Below are 16,402 nucleotides of genomic sequence, written 5' to 3'. Positions count from 1 at the left end.
TCATCTTGCAGTCGCCGTGTGAACAAGGCAATGACTCGAACGCAGGGGTCAGAACGCGCTCCAGTCATCATCGCCGCCGGCCGCGGCGACGGCCGGCCTCGCTGCGGGCCGGTTTGCCGCGCTGTTTGCGGCCCTGGTTGCGGCGCTGGTTGCGGCGCTGCTTGCGGCGCCGTTTGCCGGCTTGCCCGCGGGCGCACCGGCAGGCCGGAGCGGCGCCGTGGTGCGCGTGCCACGGCTCGCGCCGGCGCTGGCGGGCGTAGCCGGCGCAGTATATGCCGGCGCTTTCGCCGTGGCCCTTGCCCCGGTGCTCGCTGCCGCCGCCGGTGCCGCCGCGGCACCGACCGTGAACACCGAGACCACGTTCTTCAGCTTCTGCGCCTGCTCTTCCAGCGCGCCTGCCGCCGCCGCGGCCTCTTCGACCAGCGCGGCGTTCTGCTGCGTCACCTGGTCCATCTGCGTCACGGCCTGGCTGACCTGCTCGATGCCGCTGGTCTGCTCCTGCGAGGCGGCGCCGATCTCGTTCATGATGTCCGTGACCCGGCGCACCGCCTGCACGATCTCGCCCATGGTCTGGCCGGCTTCGGCCACCAGGCGGGTGCCGCTCTCCACGCGCTGGCCCGACTCGCTGATCAGCGCCTCGATCTCCTTGGCGGCCGAGGCCGAGCGTTGCGCCAGGCTGCGCACCTCGCCCGCCACCACGGCAAAGCCGCGCCCCTGCTCGCCGGCGCGGGCAGCTTCCACCGCGGCATTGAGCGCCAGGATATTGGTCTGGAAGGCAATGCCCTCGATCACGCTGATGATTTCCACCACCTTGCGCGAGGCACCGTTGATCTCGTTCATGGTGTCGACCACGCGGCCCACCACCTCGCCGCCCTTGAGCGCGATCTGCGAGGCCTCGCCCGCCAGCACGCCGGCCTGGCGCGCATTGTCGGCATTCTGGCGCACCACCGTGGTCAGCTCTTCCATGCTCGCGGCGGTTTCCTCCAGCGACGAGGCCTGTTCCTCGGTGCGCTGCGACAGGTCCAGGTTGCCGGTGGAAATCTGCTGCGTGGCCGACGCCATCGAATCCGCGCCGCTGCGCACCTCGGCGACGATGCCCGACAGGCTCGACTGCATCGCGGCCAGCGCCTGCATCATGCGCCCGATCTCGTTCTTCGAGATGCTGGTGATGCGTGCGGTCAGGTCGCCGCGGGCGATGCGCTCGAACACCGCCAGCGCCTCTTGCACCGGCGCGACGATGGCGCGGTTCAGCGTGACCGTGCACAGCGCGGCAATCGCCAGGCCCAGCACCATCATCACGATCGACAGCATGCGGATGCGCGCAAAGCGGGCCTGCGCCGCGCCGAAATTGGCCTCGCCCGCCGCCATCTGGAACTTCTGCAGCTTCTCGTGCGCGCTCGACATGCTGCGTTGCAGGTCAGGCAGCACCTTCTTCGCCAGCCGCACCGCCTCTTCCTGGTTGCCCGCCAGCGACGCCGCCTGCAGCGGCAGCACGCCCTGCTCCATGAACGCCTGGCGCTGCTTGCCCAGTTCCGTTGCCAGGGCTGTTTCCTCGGCATTCTGCGGCAGGCTCAGATAGCGCTTCCATGCCGCCTCCGACGCCTCCACGAACACCCGCGAGCGGTCTACGTTGACCTTGGGATCGTCCTGCTCGCCCTGCATCACGTTGCGGTCCAGCGCCAGGCGCATGCGCGTGGTCGCCAGCATCGCGTCGCTGAGCGCGATGGTCGAGCCAAGCTGGTTGGCATAGGTTTCCTTGAGCGCGTCGTTGCTCTGCGAGATGCCGTACAGGCCGGCGCCGCCGACCAGCAACAGCAGCAGCGACAGGATTCCCATGGCGCCCCGTAGCAGGGTCTTGATCTGAATATTGTTGTGGAAGGACATGATGAAATAAGACTCTGGCAATCCGCGGGACACACCCCTTGCCCCGGTCCGGCAGGATCGTTGCCGCATTGATCCGCCCTGCCCGGATAACGGCGCGCCCCCTTCATCCTTGAGTCGCAGCCCGGTGCGCACGGTTATGGTGAATCGGCGATAAACGCCATGTCGGATATCAGCCACGTAGGGAGCTTTGGCTGGCTGTATGGCCTGAAACGGAGTTGCCGCCTGTCCGTAAATGCCGGGGCGATTTAATGTCATGGCCGGTATCCGCACACAACGGCGACAGGCGGGACGGTAGCGAATACCGCCGGGATTTCGGCACCGCTGCCCGCCTATCAGTCCCGCCAGCGCGCGGCAAAATCCGCGGCGACTCGCCCTGACACTGAAAGTTCACACAATTATCAGCAGCAAGAATTTTCGCAAAAACCGCCCGGGATTACGCGACCGGGATTTGCAGCCGGCATCCGGCCCGTTATAATTGTTTTCAGCATTTACCCCGCCCCCCAGCGCACCCAGCGCAATTCAATCACCGGAAACCGAGGACGCAATGGCGACGTATCAGGAAATCGTTCAGAAAATCAGCGAACTGCAGAAGCAAGCCGAGGAAATCAAGGCGCGCGAACAATCCGCGGTGATCGCGGATATTCGCGAGAAAATCGAGCAATATGGCCTGACCGCGGAAGACCTTGGTTTTGGCGCGAAGGCCCCGGCCGGCAAGAAGGCGGTCAACCGCAAGGTGCCGGTGCGTTATCGCGACAACGCCGGCAATACCTGGACCGGCCGCGGCAAGCGTCCGGGCTGGCTGACCCAGGCCCTGGCCCAGGGCAAATCGGTGGAAGACTTCCTGATCCGCTGAAGCGCGCGATCCGGCAGACGGCAAAACGCCACGGAGACATCCGTGGCGTTTTTGTTTTGCGTGGCGGAAAACCTGGCCGGGTCAGGCGTCGAAGCCGTGCGGGTTCATCGACTGCCAGCGCCATGAGTCCTGGCACATGCGGTCGAGGTCGTGCTGCGCGCGCCAGCCCAGCAGTTCATTGGCCAGCGCCGGGTCGGCATAGCAGGCGGCGATATCGCCGGGGCGCCGCGCCACGATCTGGTACGGCACCGGCCTGCCGCTGGCGCGCTGGTAGGCCTGCACCACCTCCAGCACGCTGTAGCCGCGGCCGGTGCCCAGGTTCACGGTCATGCCGCGGCCCTGTTGGCGCAGATAATTAAGCGCCGCCAGATGGCCGTCGGCCAGGTCGCAGACGTGGATATAGTCGCGCACCCCGGTGCCGTCCACGGTGGGGTAATCACCGCCGAATACCATCAGTTGCTCGCGGCGCCCGCCCGCCACCTGCGCCACATAAGGCATCAGGTTGTTGGGAATGCCGCGCGGATCCTCGCCGATCAGGCCGCTTTCATGCGCGCCCACCGGATTGAAATAACGCAGGTAGGCAATGCGCCATGCCGGATCCGATTTTTCCAGGTCGCGCAGGATTTGCTCGCCCATCAGCTTGGTCTGGCCATAGGGGTTGGTCGCCGACAACGGGAAATCTTCCAGGATCGGCACGGTGTGGGGATTGCCATAAACCGTGGCCGAAGAACTGAACACCAGTTGTTTCACCCCCGCCGCGCCCATTGCCGCGCACACCGTCAGCAGGCCGTCGAGGTTGTTGCTGTAATAGGCCAGCGGCTGGCTGACCGATTCGCCCACCGCCTTGAGCGCGGCAAAATGAATCACCGCGCTGATGCGGTGTTCGGCAAAGAGCCGGTCCAGCAGCGCGCGGTCGCGCACGTCGCCCGGCACGAAATGCGGAGTCTGGCCGGTAATGGTAGCGAGCCGCTCGATCACGGCCGGGCTGCTGTTGCACAGATTATCCAGGCCGATCACGTGGTAGCCGGCATTGAGCAGCGCGACCCAGGTATGCGAGGCGATATAGCCGGTGGCACCGGTCAGCAGCAGGGTTTCAGGCATGGGTATTGGCGTCGATCGATTCGGTTCAGCGTTTTGCGGATGGCAGCGGGTGCGCCGTGTGCGCGATAAATAACTTGACTGCCATGCCGGGCGCGGGAAGGTATCTATTATCCACGATGCGCCATGGCGCCCTGCCAGCCGCCTCCGCTTACGGCGTCAGTCAGAGGCTGCGGAAGCCGGCGCCACCAGCCCCGCCCGCGCCTGCCAGGCCTCATACGCCGCCCGCAGCCGCCAGCCCGATTCCAGGTCGCGCATGCCCAGGCACTGCGCCACCTCGGCGGGCGCCGTGCCGGCCTCGAAATGCATGGCCGCGCAGGTATTGCGCAGGGTCTGCGGCGACGCGCGTTCGCTGCGCCCGGCAAGCACGCCGGCTTCATCCAGCAGGATTTCCACGCGCCGGTAGACCGACGCCGCATGCATCGGCCGCCCCGTCGGCATGGCCGGAAACACCAGGCTGCCGAGCGTGCCGGAGGCCTCGCGCAGCGCCAGCCAGGCACGCAGCGGCGCATGCGCCAGCGGGAACAGCGGCACCGTGTAGGCGCGGCCGTTGTCCGGGCGCACCATGCGCAGCGCCATCCGCCCGGGCGCGCCATCGGCGATCACGTCGATGCGCAGCGCGCGCGCCTCGGCCACCTTCAGGCCGCCGCCGAGCAGCACGGCCAGCAGCGCCGCGTCGCGCGCGCGCTTCCATTGCGTCGGCGACGCCGCGGCGCCGGTGTCGCCGCCCGGCGCGCCGGCCGGGCCGAGGATGCGCGCCACCAGCAGGTCGCGCTCGCCGGGCAGCAGGAAGGCGGTGGGATCGTTCTCGCCCTCGGCCAGATGGGCGCGCACCGCCTGGCTGCCGGGGTTGTGCATGCCCTCGCGCAGGCGGGACAGGTGGTGGAACACCCGTTCGATCAGCCGCGCATAGCGGTAGCGGTGCGACTTGTGCAACTGCTGCGCGTCCAGGAATTCGCCGATCTGCTCGGCGGACCAGCTCAGCGGCGGCAGGCCGCGCTCGGCCGACCAGCGCAGCAGCTTGCCCCACATGGCGCGGTAGACCACGCTGGTGCCGTGGCGAAAACCGTGCTGCGCCAGCCAGCCGTCGAACGCGCGCTCGGGGTGGTCGCCCCAGGCGGCCAGGTCGGCATCGAACAAGGCCGCCTGCTCGAGCTGGGCGGCACTGGGCTTGGTGGTCACGGATTCTCCTGCTCTGCCGCATCAGGCCGGCGGCCGGCGGACGATCCCGACTATTGTAGACAACGCGTCACTGCGCGCCGCCAGGCGCGTGCCGACCTTGCAGCGGGCCACGCGGCGTGCTACCTTTCGATCCACTATGCAACTGGTTGCATAGAGTTTGCACATGATCGGAACGAGATTGCAGCAACCTACCGCGCCCTGCCAGGAGACCCCGTGACCACTGCCCTGCTCCCCGCCGCCCAGGCTTCGCTCGACGCCTGGCACCAGATGATCGCCACCCAGTCGATGGCCGGGCTCGATGCCATCGTCGCCGATGAGGTGGTGTTCCGCTCGCCGGTCGCGCACACGTCGTACCCCGGCCGCGCCGCTATCGCGCTGGTGCTGACCACCGTGAACCAGGTGTTCCAGGACTTCCGCTACCACCGCAGCTTTGTCAGCGAGGACGGCCACAGCGTGGTGCTGGAGTTCAGCGCCAGCGTGGAGGGCAAGGCGCTCAAGGGCATCGACATGATCCGCTTCGACGACGCCGGCCGGATTGCGGAGTTCGAGGTCATGGTGCGCCCGCGCTCCGGCCTGGAGGCGCTGGCCGCCGCCATGGCCGCGCGCCTGGCCAGCCAGAAACACCTGCTGACCGGCGCCGCCTGACGCGCGCCAGCCGACAGCGCCACCGCATCGCTTCACCGAATCCATCGGAATTACCCAGGAGACTTCCCCATGGCCCTTCCCGTCCAGCTTCAGAACCGGCTTTCGCTGCCGGTGGTGTGCTCGCCGCTGTTCATCATCTCCAACCCCGACCTGGTCATCGCCCAGTGCAAGGCCGGCGTGGTCGGCTCGTTCCCCGCGCTGAACGCGCGCCCGGCGCCCAAGCTGGAGGAATGGCTGGACCGCATCACCACCGAGCTGGCGGAGCACGACGCGAAGCACCCGGAGCGCCCGTCGGCGCCGTTCGCGGTCAACCAGATCGTGCACAAGTCCAACGACCGGCTCGAGCATGACCTGGAACTGTGCGTGCGCTACAAGGTGCCGATCGTGATCACGTCGCTGGGGGCGCGCAAGGAAGTCAACGACGCGGTCCACTCGTACGGCGGCATCGTGCTGCATGACGTCATCAACAATGCCTTCGCGCGCAAGGCGATCGAAAAAGGCGCGGACGGCCTGGTGGCCGTGGCCGCCGGCGCGGGCGGCCATGCCGGCACGCTGTCGCCGTTCGCGCTGCTGCACGAGATCCGCGAATGGTTCGACGGCCCGCTGCTGCTGTCGGGCGCCATCTCCAGCGGCGACGCCATCCTGGCCGCGCAGGCCGCCGGCGCCGACCTGGCCTATATCGGCTCGGCCTTTATCGCCACGCAGGAGGCCAACGCGCAGGACGGCTACAAGCAGATGATCGTCGACAGCAATGCCAACGACATCGTGTATTCCAACCTGTTTACCGGCGTGCACGGCAACTACCTGCGCGGCAGCATCGAGCGCGCCGGGCTGGACCCGAACGCGCTGCCGGAATCGGACCCGTCGAAGATGAACTTCGGCTCGACCAGCGTGAAGGCGTGGAAGGATATCTGGGGCGCTGGCCAGGGCGTCGGCGCGATCAAGCGCGTGGTGCCCGCCGCCGAGCTGGTGCGCCGCTTTGCCGAGGAATACGCGCTGGCGCGCCGCCGCCTGGGCCTGGGCGAAGCCAGCCCGGCCGGCACGCGCGCGGTCGACCTGGCCTGAGCGCGCAGGCCCTTGCGCCGGCGCGCTACAGCAGCGGCAGCAGGGCCTCGCCCCAGGCTACCCAGTCGGTTTCGAAGCGGATCCCGCGCTGCAGCAGCGTATAGCGCAGCTGTTGCGCGCGGTCCATGTCCGGCGCCGAGAAATCGCGCCGCTCGATGGCCAGGTAGGTCTCGAGACGGGCGCGGTGCAGCGCGATCAAGCGCCGCATCTCGTCGCCCAGGCCGAGCGGCCCGATCACCGCATCGGCGCGCAGCTTGACCAGGATCTCCTCGCGCTGGTCCAGGCCCGCGCCCGGCGCCAGCACCCAGCGCGCCAGTTCTTCACGGCCCGCGGGCAACACGCGGTAGACCTTCTTGCGGTTGCGCCGGTCGGGCCCACCGTCGTTTTCGGCGCCGTCGCTTTCATCGGCGGCAATCCACCCGTTGTCCGCCATGCGGCCCAGTTCGCGATAGATCTGCTGGTGCGTGGCATGCCAGAAATAGCCGATGGAGCGGTCGAAGCGCCGCGCCAGGTCGTAACCGGACGAAGGCTTTTCGATCAGGGAGATCAACAAGGCGTGCTGGGTCGACATGCGTCTGCTGGGCGCGGGGATTATCGGAGTGGATTCGGACAGCGCAGCGTGCCGGCAGGCGCGCCGGTCACCGCACTTTCAAAAACTGGCGCTATGGTAGCGCAATGCCGCGCCGGTGCCCGAAAGGCGCCGGCGCAATATGGCGGGTAACGATATATTCGTCGATTTTGTCAGTTAAGAAATTTCCCGCCAGACAGAATTAAAAAACGCTGAATGGCATTTCCGGCCGATGTGCCATACATTCCATACATTGAAGCTGTGCGAGCAAAAACGATCCGCCCCCGGCCGCACCATGCAGAACTTTGGAGTGTGTCCATGACCGGAAGAATCCTGCTAGCCGAAGACCGCGACGTGCCCTGGGAGGCCGCCGCGCGCCCGCTCGGCCTGCTGGCGCCATTGCACGAAAAGGCCCCAGTCTATTACCGCCTGCCCGATACGCCTGACGGGCACCATATCAAGGAATATCCCAGCGGCCTGCGCCAGCTGGTACGTTTTGTCGGCGTCGAAGAACAGGTCGTCAAATACAACCTGCGCTGATTGCGCACGCCACTGTTTCCCTGTGGTTGTCTCCTCCGAGCCCGATCCTGCGGGCAGGGACTTGAACCCGCGAACTTCGCGGGTTTTTTCTTGGCGTGACGGTATCGGCGCGTGCCGGCCTCAGGGCTGCGGCGCACGGCAGGCCGCACCGCCGCCATTGGCTGCCTCGGGCATGCCGAACACGGCTCGCGCCCCGCACTGCGAACCGAACATGCGCGCCTGGTCGTGCCCGACGCCCACGACTTCATACGCCTGGTGGCGGATGACCAGGCCCGGGCCGGCGAGGTAACGCTCGTAGCGCAGGTAGCCGCGCGCACGCTGCAGCCGCGTGGGACCCTCGGCCTCGGCGCCGCACGATTTGTCCAGCACGCGGTGGTTGGGATCGTTGTCCTCGGTGCCGGCCAGATAGGTGACCTCGCGCCCGGCATAGCGCCGGTACAGCGCCATGCCGTCGGCGCCTTTGGCATACGGCACCATGTCCTGCATGCCGTAGCGGTATTTGTCGTAGTCCGGGCAACGGACCCGGTCATACGGCGCGAACGACTTGCCGTCGGCGCCAGCCGGCCGCACCGGTGTGAAATACAGATACGACGACGGATTGGCCACGACATAGCGCAGGTCGATGCCGCCGGCGCGGATGCGCTCGTCGACATTGTTGAGCACCGCGTAGCGGTGCACGATCTGCGCGCCGCCGGAGTGGCCGGCCACCGTCACCTTGCGCACCTGCGGCAACCGCGCCTTGTCGGTGAAAAACGCGAGCAGATCGTCCAGCACCTGCAGCGAGCTAACGCGAGCCGGCCCCTCGACCGCATCCTCGCCGCTGATCCAGCCCTGCACCGACCAGTGCGGCATGCCGGCAAAGCCTTTGTTCCCGTCCGGCGTGCCGGCAAAATTCGGCGCGACCAGCAGCACCTCGTCCGGGTTGCGGCCGCTGGCCTTCAGCAGTGCCGCGCCGGCGGCATAGTAATCATCGCCGTTGCGCTGCAAGCCATGCTGGACCAGCACGACTTCGCGGATGCTTGACAGGTCGCCGTCGAGCCGGTGGTTGGCATAGACGGGGAAGTCATAGCCGGCGCCAAGATGCACGCGCTGCCACTGCGAGGGAGCGGCGGCCTTGCCCGCGACGGGCGGCGCTGCTGGCGTACCGGCGCAGCCGGCCAGCATCGCGAGGGCGGCGGCGGCCAGGGCGCGTGCCAGATGCGCACGGATGGGCTGCGGGTGGGCGATCGATGGCGTCATGGCGGGTGGTCTCCGGTTGGCATGCCGGCGATGGTAGGCCAGTGGCGCGCGGCATGGCAACGCCCGCCGCGCCGCCATGCTGCCTTACGCGAGCCGCGCGGCCAGCGCCGCCACGTCGGGCCAGGTCACGCGCCGCACCATCACGCGCAGGCCGGGTCCATGGAAATCGTCCTCGAACGGTTCCGACTCCGTGCCGCCCAGCCGCTGGTAGAACTCGCGCGCCTGCGTATTGGCCTCCAGCACATAGAGGAACAGCGGCTGCCCCGGCCAGCCTTGCGCAACGCGTTGCGCGCAATGCGCCAGCAACCGCTTGCCGAGTCCCTGGCCATGGTAGCCCGGCAGGACATGCAGGTTGTCCAGGTAAATGCCGAAGCGCGAGTCGGCCTGCGGCAGCAGGCAGGCAAAGCCGGCGGTCACGCCGTCGACCAGCGCCAGCGTGACCTCGGCCGGACCATCGGCGCCGTCGTGCATACGCGCGCGCCAGGCCGCCAGGCGTTCGGGGAAGGCGTGCACGCGCAGGTAAGCGTCCGGCAGCATGCCGGGATAGGTGTGCTGCCAGCTGGCGGCGTGCATGGCGGCAAGCCGGTCGGCATCGGCGGCGGTGGCAGGTATCAGCGCAATATCGGGCATGGGACGAGACCAAGAAGGCACAGCGGCATCCGTGCCTGGGTGCAGGGGCGCGCGGCAAGCGCCCATTGTGCCCGCGACATGCCAAAGCTTGCAAAAGGCGCAGGAAGGGTTTGCAATCGGGAGCCCCGGTACACCCGGCATTCCCTTGCGCGCCGCCGCGGCAGCGGGAACGAAGGTTGCAGCAAGCCGGGCAAGCTCTGCCAAGCAAAAGGAAGCCTTATGTACATGGTCTACTGGTCCGAAGCCCTCGGCACCGGACTGACGCCGCATGCGCAGTCTTTCCCCAGCGATGCCATGCGCGAAGCGCTGCGCTTTACCGAGGCGCTGCGCCAGCGCCAGCACGCTGGCGAGCCGGTCAGCTTTGTCACGCTGTGCTCGGAAAACCCCGACTCGGTCGGCCGTGCCGGGGCGGCCGATCCGCCGCCCGACTACGAATGGAAGAAGCGGCGGCCCTGATCCGGTGGGCGGCGGCCCGGTCAGGCCCGCCCCGCCGCCGGCCGCAGCGCCGCGCGCACCACGAAGGCCATCCCTACCGCAAACAGCAGCATTGCCGCCAGGAAGTACAGCCCGGCCGCGAGGCTGCCCGTGGCGTCCTTGATCACGCCGATGCCATAGGGCCCGAAGTAACCGCCCAGATTGGCCAGCGAGTTGATGGTGGCGATGCCCACCGCGGCGCTGGCGCCGGTGAGGAATTCGCCGGGCAGCGCCCACACCACCGCCTGGATCGAATAGATCGAGAACGCGGTCAGGCAGATAAACAGGAACTGCAGCACCGGCGACTGCACCCATGCGCTCAGCGCCATGGTGATCGCAGCCATCCCCGACACCACCACGATGTGGCCGTAGCGCTCGCCCTTGCGGTCCGAGTGGCGCGGCACCAGGTACAGGCCGACCACGGCGAACAGGTAGGGCACCGCTGACAGCAGGCCGGTCATGGCATCGGTCACGCCGAACTGCTTGATGATGGTCGGCAGCCACAGCGACAGCCCGTAGATGCTCAGCGGGAACGGCAGGAACAGCAGCGACAGCAGCAGCACGCGCTTGTCCTTGAGCGCCTGCAGCGGGTTGCCGTGCGGCTTGAGCGCGTAGGCGGCCTGGTCGGCGGCGAGTTCGCGCTCGATCCAGGCGCGGTCGGCCGATGCCAGCCATGCGGCGCTGGCGGGCGATTCCGGCAGGATGCGCAGCGTCGGCAGGCACAGCAGTACGGCCGGCAGGCCGCTCAGCACGAACAGCGTCTGCCAGTTGGACATGCCGAACAGCCCCTGCGTCGACAGCACCAGCCCGGCAATCGGTCCGGTAATGATCAGCGCGATCGGCTGGGCCAGCACCAGCAGTCCGATGATGCGCGCGCGATGGCGCATCGGGAACCACTTGGTCAGGAAGTACAGGATGCCCGGGTACAGGCCGGCCTCGGCCGCGCCCAGCAGGAAGCGCAGCACGTAGAAGCTGTGCGCGCCCTGCGTGAACGCCATCGCCATGGTGATCACGCCCCAGGTGAACAGGATGCGCGCAAACCAGCGGCGCGCGCCGAAGCGTTCCAGCGCCAGGTTGCTGGGCACCTCGCACAAGAAATAGCCGATAAAGAACAAACCCGCGCCCAGGCCGTACGCCGCATCGCTGATGCCGATGGCCGCGTTCATGTGCAGCTTGGCGAAGCCGACCACCGAGCGGTCGATATACGCCACCACGTAGATCAGCGCCAGGAACGGGATCAGCCGGCGCACCAGCATGCCGATGATGCGGGTCTCTTCCTGCGCCTGTGCGCCGGTTTCCTGTCCTGGGACGGCGCGCGCCAGCGGCGCGGTCTGTGTGCCTTGCATGGCTAGTCTCCTCTGTTCTTGTAAGGGGTCGCGCGCGCACCGCCGGGGCCGCGCGCCTTCAATGCAACCGGGTGGATCAGTGCGAGTGGCGCGGCACCTCGCGTCCGCGGCAGCCGACCAGGAAGTCGAGGTCGCAGCCCTCGTCCGCCTGCAGCACGTGGTTGACGTAGAGCTTGCGATAGCCGCCGTCGGCGGGCGCCTGCAGCGGCTGCACGTCGGCCATGCGGCGTTCGAACTCGGCGGGATCGATATCCAGGTGCAGGCGCCCGGCCTCGCAGTCGAGCTCGATCCAGTCGCCGTCGCGCACGATCGCCAGCGGCCCGCCGGCGGCAGCTTCCGGCGCCACGTGCAGCACCACGGTGCCATAGGCGGTGCCGCTCATGCGCGCGTCGGAGATGCGCACCATGTCCTTGATGCCCTGGCGCAGCAGCTTCGGCGGCAGGCCCATGTTGCCGACCTCGGCCATGCCCGGGTAGCCGCGCGGCCCGCAGCGCTTGAGCACCAGCACCGAGTTCTCGTCGACCTCGAGCGACTCGTCGACGATGCGCTCCTTGTAATGCTCCAGGTTCTCGAACACCACCGCGCGGCCGCGGTGGCGCAGCAGCCTGGGCGTCGCCGCCGACGGCTTGAGCACGGCGCCGCGCGGCGACAGGTTGCCGCGCAGGATGCGGATGCTGCCGTCGCGGATCAGCGGCTGGTCCAGCGGGCGGATGACTTCGTCGTTGGTGATCGGCGCATCCCTGACGTTGTCCCAGATCGCCTTGCCGTTGACGGTCAGCGCGCCCGGATGCGGCAGCAGGCCGGCCTCGCCCATGCGGCGCAGCACCGCGGGCAGGCCGCCGGCGTAGTAGAACTCTTCCATCAGGAAGCGGCCCGACGGCATCAGGTCGACGATGGTCGGCGTGTCGCGCCCCACGTTGCTCCAGTCTTCCAGCTCCAGCGGCATGCCGATGCGCCCGGCGATCGCCTTCAGGTGGATCACGGCGTTGGTCGAGCCGCCGATCGCGGCGTTGACGCGGATCGCGTTCTCGAACGCCTGGCGCGTCAGGATCTTCGACAGCGTCAGGTCCTCGCGCGCCATCTCGACGATGCGGATGCCGGACATGTGCGCCAGTACGTAGCGGCGCGAATCGACCGCGGGAATCGCGGCATTGTGCGGCAGCGAGGTGCCCAGGGCCTCGGCCATGCAGGCCATGGTCGAGGCGGTGCCCATGGTGTTGCAGGTGCCGGCCGAGCGCGACATGCCGGCCTCGGCCGACAGGAACTGGTGCAGGTTGATCTCGCCCGCCTTCAGCGATTCATGCAGCTGCCACACCGCGGTGCCCGAGCCAATGTCCTTGCCGTCGAGCTTGCCGTTGAGCATCGGCCCGCCGGTGACGACGATGGCCGGCACGTCGCAGCTGGCCGCGCCCATCAGCAGCGCGGGCGTGGTCTTGTCGCAGCCGGTCAGCAGCACCACCGCATCGATGGGGTTGCCGCGGATCGCTTCTTCCACGTCCATCGCGGCCAGGTTGCGCGTCAGCATCGCGGTCGGGCGCAGGTTGGATTCGCCGTTGGAGAACACCGGGAATTCGACCGGGAAGCCTCCGGCTTCATACACGCCACGCTTGACGTGCTCGGCCAGCTTGCGGAAGTGGGCGTTGCATGGCGTGAGTTCCGACCACGTGTTGCAGATGCCGATCACCGGGCGCCCGTCGAAGGCGTGGTCGGGAATGCCCTGGTTCTTCATCCAGCTGCGATACATGAAGCCGTTCTTGTCGGCGGTGCCGAACCACGCCGTCGAGCGCAGCGGCTTGCGTTGCTTGTCCTTGGAATCCGACATGTTGTTCCTGGTGCGAGGGGCCGCCGGGGCCCGGCGGCGAAGATGGCAGGGACGACGGATCCAGCGGCATCGCATCATGGCGGCGCAACCAGGCTGTCTCCGTTCGTTGTTATTTGTCGGACGGAGTGTATGCAGCTGGCCGATATGCTACTAATGAAGAGTTCGGCGTTTGCCATATCGATATCGGCATTGGTATTTACCCTATGGAAGCCTCAACCTTTTCTGACACGGCTGATGCGGTCCACGCGCCACCGGCCTGGCACAACCACACCCGCCTCAAGACGCGCCAGCTGCTGCTATTGCTGGCCGTCGCCGACGAAGGCAGCATCCACCGCGCGGCGGAACGGCTGGCGATGACGCAGCCGGCCGCTTCCAAGCTGCTGCGCGAGCTGGAGGAGATGCTGTCGGTACCGCTGTTCGAGCGCCTGCCCCGCGGCATGGCGCCGACGGACTATGGCCGCGCGATGATCCGGCATGCGCGCGCGGTGATCGGCAGCCTGAACCAGGCGCGCGAGGAAGTGCTGGCGCTGAAGGCGGGCCGGCTCGGCCATGTGGCGATCGGCGCGATCACCTCGCCAGGCGTGCGGCTGCTGCCGCCGGCGATCGCGCGGGTGAAGGCAAGCTATCCGGGATTGCGGGTCTCGGTGGAGATCGACAACAGCAACGTGCTGCTCGACCGGCTCGGCCAGGAAAAGCTCGACATGGTGGTCGCGCGTCTGTTTCCCGAGCACGACAAGGGCCGGCTGCGCTACGAGCCGATGGCGGAAGAGCCGGTCTGCGCCGTGGTGCGGCCCGGCCACCCGATGCTGGCGGTGCCCACCCTGGCGCTGGCCGACACCACCGACGCCGCCTGGCTGATCCCGCCGGCCGGCACGGTGCTGCGCCACCGCTTCGAGTTGATGTTCCAGCGCGCCAGCCTGGCGCCGCCGACCAACGTGGTGGAAACCGCCGCGCTGCTGTTCCTGACGCGCATGGTGACGCAGTCAGACATGATCGCGGTGCTGACGGCGGATGTCGCGCAGTACTACGCGGCGTTCGGCATGGTGGAAGTGCTGCCGATGGCCATGCCCTGCCATATGGACGACTTCGGCCTGATCACGCCGACCGACCGGCTGATGTCGCCCGGCGCGCTGCTGGTTGCGGAGGCGCTGCGCGAAACGGCGCTGCGCATCTACGGCCAATAGGGGCAGCGCCGATCATCCCTGCCCGCTCTCGCGCGCTGCGATCCGGCGCCTGATGGTCTCGTCGAACCAGCGGTCCATCATCGCCTTTTCATAGCGCAGCCTGTCGCCCTGGCTGTAGGCGTTGACGCCCATGTTGAAGGCCTGGTCAGAGATGCGCTGCTCGCCGCTGCCGATCACGGCACCGTCGCTGCCGCGCAGTGCATAGCGCAGCGTCATGCGCGGCCAGGTGACGTCGCGCACAATGCGGACCTCATAGCCGCGCACGCGCCATGGCTCGAAATGTCCCGCGAGATCGACATCCAGCACCTCGATATTCAGCGCATAGCCCTGCGGCAGGTAGCGCGCCGCCAGCTCGTCGAAGTGGCGGCGGATATCGTTCATCACCTGCGCGCGCTCGCGGTCGCTGCCGTATGCGCTGCGGTAGGCGGCATCGGTGTAGGTGTCGGGATGGGGGAAGGAAACTGTCAGCGTTCCGGCAGGCGGCGCGGCGAAGGCATGGATGGCACCGATGGCACACATCAGGCCCATGGGCGCCGCGCAGGCGGCCAGCAGACGGCGGGATCTGGCCATGGCGAACTCCAGGACAAGGGCAACGGCTCCCTTGATGCCTCTTGATTGTAGTGCGCCAAGGCCAGTCAGCCAGCAACAGCCATTCGTCAGCCGATGATATGGAACTGGCTGAAGTACGCCTCGTTCAACTCCAGCCCCAGCCCCGGCAGGTTGTCGTCAAGCTGCAGGTAGCCGTTGTCCGGCGCGGGGTCGCCCTTGAAGATGTAGTAGAACAGCTCGTTGCCGACCTCGACGTCGTGCACCGGGAAGTACTCGGCCATCGGCGACGCGGTCGACGCCATGGTCAGGTGGTAGTTGTGCATCTGCCCGGCGTGCGGGATCACCGGCACCGACCAGGCCTCGGCCATGGCGTTGATCTTCTGCGCCGCGGTGATGCCGCCGACGCGGTTGGTGTCGTACTGGATCACGTCCACCGCGCGGCGCTCCAGCAGGTCCTTGAAGCCGTACGAGGTGAACTCGTGCTCGCCGCCGGAGATCGGGAACGGGCTTGCCTTCTTCAGCTCGACATAGCCTTCGATATCGTCGGCGATCACCGGCTCTTCCAGCCAGCGGGGATTGAACTCGGCCAGGCGCGGCAGCATGCGGCGCGCGTATTCGAGCGTCCAGCCCATGTAGCATTCCAGCATGATGTCGACACCGTCGCCGACCAGCTCGCGCAGCAAGCGCACCTGCTCGATGTTCTTCTGCATGCCGGCGGGGCCGTCCTTGGGGCCGTAGCCGAAGCGCATCTTCATCGCGGTAAAGCCCTGGTCCAGGTAGCCCTGCGCTTCGGCCAGGAAGGCATCGCGGTCGTCGTTGTTGTAGAGCTTGGAGGCATAGCACCAGATCTTTTCCTTGGTGCGTCCGCCCAGCAGCTTGAACACCGGCTTGCCCACGGCCTTGCCCATCAGGTCCCACAGCGCGATATCGACCGCCGAGATCGCCGCCATGCCGATGCCCTTGCGGCCCCAGGCGTGGGTGCGGCGGTACATCTTTTGCCACAGGTATTCGTTGTCGAACGGATCCTGGCCGATCACCACCGGGGCCAGGTACTGGTCGACGATCTGCTTGGCCACGCGCGGGGCCAGCGCGCAGTTGCCGATGCCGACCAGGCCGGTATCGGTCTCGATCTCGACCACCATCCAGCCGTGGAAGCGGAACGAGCCCATGGCGTCGCCGCGCTCGAACAGGATGTCGGTGGCGTTGGTGCAGAAGTGCGCCTGCGGCGGCACGGTCTTGCCCTTCCATTCGAAGACGCGGGCGCGGACGTTGGTGATCTTCAATTTCAGCTCCTGATGGCAATGCGTTGGCACGAACGCTCCC

16 protein-coding genes are annotated in these 16,402 nt (G+C 67.5%); 6 read left to right on the top strand and 10 right to left on the bottom strand.

Going from position 1 to position 16,402, the window contains the following annotated elements:
• Positions 1-48: 48 nt before the first annotated feature.
• Positions 49-1,884, bottom strand: a complete 1,836-nt coding sequence (locus FHX60_RS18040; protein ID WP_183284094.1) for a methyl-accepting chemotaxis protein — start codon at positions 1,882-1,884, stop codon at positions 49-51.
• 544 nt (positions 1,885-2,428) lie between these two features.
• Here FHX60_RS18040 and FHX60_RS18035 point away from each other — a divergent pair.
• The gene (locus tag FHX60_RS18035) at positions 2,429-2,737 is read left to right on the top strand and encodes an H-NS histone family protein (protein ID WP_092316127.1); all 309 of its coding nucleotides are present in this window, start codon (positions 2,429-2,431) and stop codon (positions 2,735-2,737) included.
• Positions 2,738-2,818: 81 nt separating this feature from the next.
• Here FHX60_RS18035 and galE read toward each other — a convergent pair whose 3' ends face one another.
• Entirely contained in the window at positions 2,819-3,838 is a 1,020-nt protein-coding gene (gene galE, locus FHX60_RS18030; RefSeq protein WP_183284093.1) for a UDP-glucose 4-epimerase GalE, read from the bottom strand.
• 156 nt (positions 3,839-3,994) lie between these two features.
• Positions 3,995-5,017 carry a tyrosine-type recombinase/integrase gene (locus FHX60_RS18025; protein WP_183284092.1) on the bottom strand — a complete coding sequence of 341 codons (1,023 nt, stop codon included), beginning with the start codon at positions 5,015-5,017 and terminating at the stop codon, positions 3,995-3,997.
• A 213-nt stretch (positions 5,018-5,230) separates the two neighbouring features.
• On the opposite strand from FHX60_RS18025, the gene FHX60_RS18020 reads away from it, so the two are divergent.
• Together FHX60_RS18020 and FHX60_RS18015 are read left to right on the top strand one after the other, a co-directional pair.
• Positions 5,231-5,662, top strand: a complete 432-nt coding sequence (locus tag FHX60_RS18020) for a nuclear transport factor 2 family protein (protein WP_183284091.1) — start codon at positions 5,231-5,233, stop codon at positions 5,660-5,662.
• Between the two features lie 69 nt (positions 5,663-5,731).
• The gene (locus FHX60_RS18015) at positions 5,732-6,727 is read left to right on the top strand and encodes an NAD(P)H-dependent flavin oxidoreductase (protein WP_183284090.1); all 996 of its coding nucleotides are present in this window, start codon (positions 5,732-5,734) and stop codon (positions 6,725-6,727) included.
• A 25-nt stretch (positions 6,728-6,752) separates the two neighbouring features.
• Here FHX60_RS18015 and FHX60_RS18010 read toward each other — a convergent pair whose 3' ends face one another.
• Positions 6,753-7,298, bottom strand: coding sequence for a PadR family transcriptional regulator (locus FHX60_RS18010; RefSeq protein ID WP_112777267.1), 546 nt, complete (start codon positions 7,296-7,298; stop codon positions 6,753-6,755).
• 315 nt (positions 7,299-7,613) lie between these two features.
• Here FHX60_RS18010 and FHX60_RS18005 point away from each other — a divergent pair, with 315 nt between their 5' ends.
• Entirely contained in the window at positions 7,614-7,835 is a 222-nt protein-coding gene (locus FHX60_RS18005; RefSeq protein WP_112777266.1) for a hypothetical protein, read from the top strand.
• A gap of 120 nt (positions 7,836-7,955) precedes the next feature.
• Here FHX60_RS18005 and FHX60_RS18000 read toward each other — a convergent pair whose 3' ends face one another.
• Positions 7,956-9,074 (bottom strand): hypothetical protein, encoded by a 1,119-nt coding sequence (locus tag FHX60_RS18000; RefSeq protein ID WP_183284089.1) that lies wholly within the window; start codon positions 9,072-9,074, stop codon positions 7,956-7,958.
• Between the two features lie 84 nt (positions 9,075-9,158).
• Positions 9,159-9,704, bottom strand: a complete 546-nt coding sequence (locus tag FHX60_RS17995) for a GNAT family N-acetyltransferase (protein WP_183284088.1) — start codon at positions 9,702-9,704, stop codon at positions 9,159-9,161.
• A gap of 219 nt (positions 9,705-9,923) precedes the next feature.
• On the opposite strand from FHX60_RS17995, the gene FHX60_RS17990 reads away from it, so the two are divergent.
• Complete coding sequence (locus FHX60_RS17990; RefSeq protein WP_112777264.1) at positions 9,924-10,160, top strand: hypothetical protein; 237 nt, start codon at positions 9,924-9,926, stop codon at positions 10,158-10,160.
• Positions 10,161-10,180: 20 nt separating this feature from the next.
• Here FHX60_RS17990 and FHX60_RS17985 read toward each other — a convergent pair whose 3' ends face one another.
• Entirely contained in the window at positions 10,181-11,524 is a 1,344-nt protein-coding gene (locus FHX60_RS17985; RefSeq protein ID WP_311729784.1) for an MFS transporter, read from the bottom strand.
• A gap of 76 nt (positions 11,525-11,600) precedes the next feature.
• Positions 11,601-13,346: an IlvD/Edd family dehydratase gene (locus FHX60_RS17980; RefSeq protein ID WP_183284087.1), complete on the bottom strand. Its 1,746-nt coding sequence runs from the start codon at positions 13,344-13,346 to the stop codon at positions 11,601-11,603.
• Positions 13,347-13,549: 203 nt separating this feature from the next.
• Here FHX60_RS17980 and FHX60_RS17975 point away from each other — a divergent pair, with 203 nt between their 5' ends.
• Positions 13,550-14,530, top strand: a complete 981-nt coding sequence (locus FHX60_RS17975; protein WP_183284086.1) for a LysR substrate-binding domain-containing protein — start codon at positions 13,550-13,552, stop codon at positions 14,528-14,530.
• A gap of 12 nt (positions 14,531-14,542) precedes the next feature.
• Here FHX60_RS17975 and FHX60_RS17970 read toward each other — a convergent pair whose 3' ends face one another.
• Positions 14,543-15,100 carry a DUF3016 domain-containing protein gene (locus tag FHX60_RS17970; protein ID WP_183284085.1) on the bottom strand — a complete coding sequence of 186 codons (558 nt, stop codon included), beginning with the start codon at positions 15,098-15,100 and terminating at the stop codon, positions 14,543-14,545.
• Positions 15,101-15,186: 86 nt separating this feature from the next.
• Positions 15,187-16,362, bottom strand: coding sequence for an L-rhamnonate dehydratase (locus FHX60_RS17965; RefSeq protein WP_183284084.1), 1,176 nt, complete (start codon positions 16,360-16,362; stop codon positions 15,187-15,189).
• Between the last annotated feature and the right edge of the window lie 40 nt (positions 16,363-16,402).

It is taken from the genome of Cupriavidus alkaliphilus (assembly GCF_014191175.1).
In the GTDB taxonomy this organism is placed as follows: Bacteria; Pseudomonadota; Gammaproteobacteria; order Burkholderiales; family Burkholderiaceae; genus Cupriavidus; species Cupriavidus alkaliphilus.
This window is presented reverse-complemented; position numbering and strand designations above follow the sequence as displayed.

Bases quoted from the DNA above. Each gene is read 5' to 3' on its own strand.
- FHX60_RS18010 (WP_112777267.1), bottom strand. From the start codon at position 7,298: ATGTCGACCCAGCACGCCTTGTTGATCTCCCTGATCGAAAAGCCTTCG.
- FHX60_RS18000 (WP_183284089.1), bottom strand. From the start codon at position 9,074: ATGACGCCATCGATCGCCCACCCGCAGCCCATCCGTGCGCATCTGGCA.
- FHX60_RS17995 (WP_183284088.1), bottom strand. From the start codon at position 9,704: ATGCCCGATATTGCGCTGATACCTGCCACCGCCGCCGATGCCGACCGG.
- FHX60_RS17990 (WP_112777264.1), top strand. From the start codon at position 9,924: ATGTACATGGTCTACTGGTCCGAAGCCCTCGGCACCGGACTGACGCCG.
- FHX60_RS18040 (WP_183284094.1), bottom strand. From the start codon at position 1,884: ATGTCCTTCCACAACAATATTCAGATCAAGACCCTGCTACGGGGCGCC.
- FHX60_RS17985 (WP_311729784.1), bottom strand. From the start codon at position 11,524: ATGCAAGGCACACAGACCGCGCCGCTGGCGCGCGCCGTCCCAGGACAG.
- galE (WP_183284093.1), bottom strand. From the start codon at position 3,838: ATGCCTGAAACCCTGCTGCTGACCGGTGCCACCGGCTATATCGCCTCG.
- FHX60_RS17975 (WP_183284086.1), top strand. From the start codon at position 13,550: ATGGAAGCCTCAACCTTTTCTGACACGGCTGATGCGGTCCACGCGCCA.
- FHX60_RS17980 (WP_183284087.1), bottom strand. From the start codon at position 13,346: ATGTCGGATTCCAAGGACAAGCAACGCAAGCCGCTGCGCTCGACGGCG.
- FHX60_RS18015 (WP_183284090.1), top strand. From the start codon at position 5,732: ATGGCCCTTCCCGTCCAGCTTCAGAACCGGCTTTCGCTGCCGGTGGTG.
- FHX60_RS17970 (WP_183284085.1), bottom strand. From the start codon at position 15,100: ATGGCCAGATCCCGCCGTCTGCTGGCCGCCTGCGCGGCGCCCATGGGC.
- FHX60_RS18035 (WP_092316127.1), top strand. From the start codon at position 2,429: ATGGCGACGTATCAGGAAATCGTTCAGAAAATCAGCGAACTGCAGAAG.
- FHX60_RS18005 (WP_112777266.1), top strand. From the start codon at position 7,614: ATGACCGGAAGAATCCTGCTAGCCGAAGACCGCGACGTGCCCTGGGAG.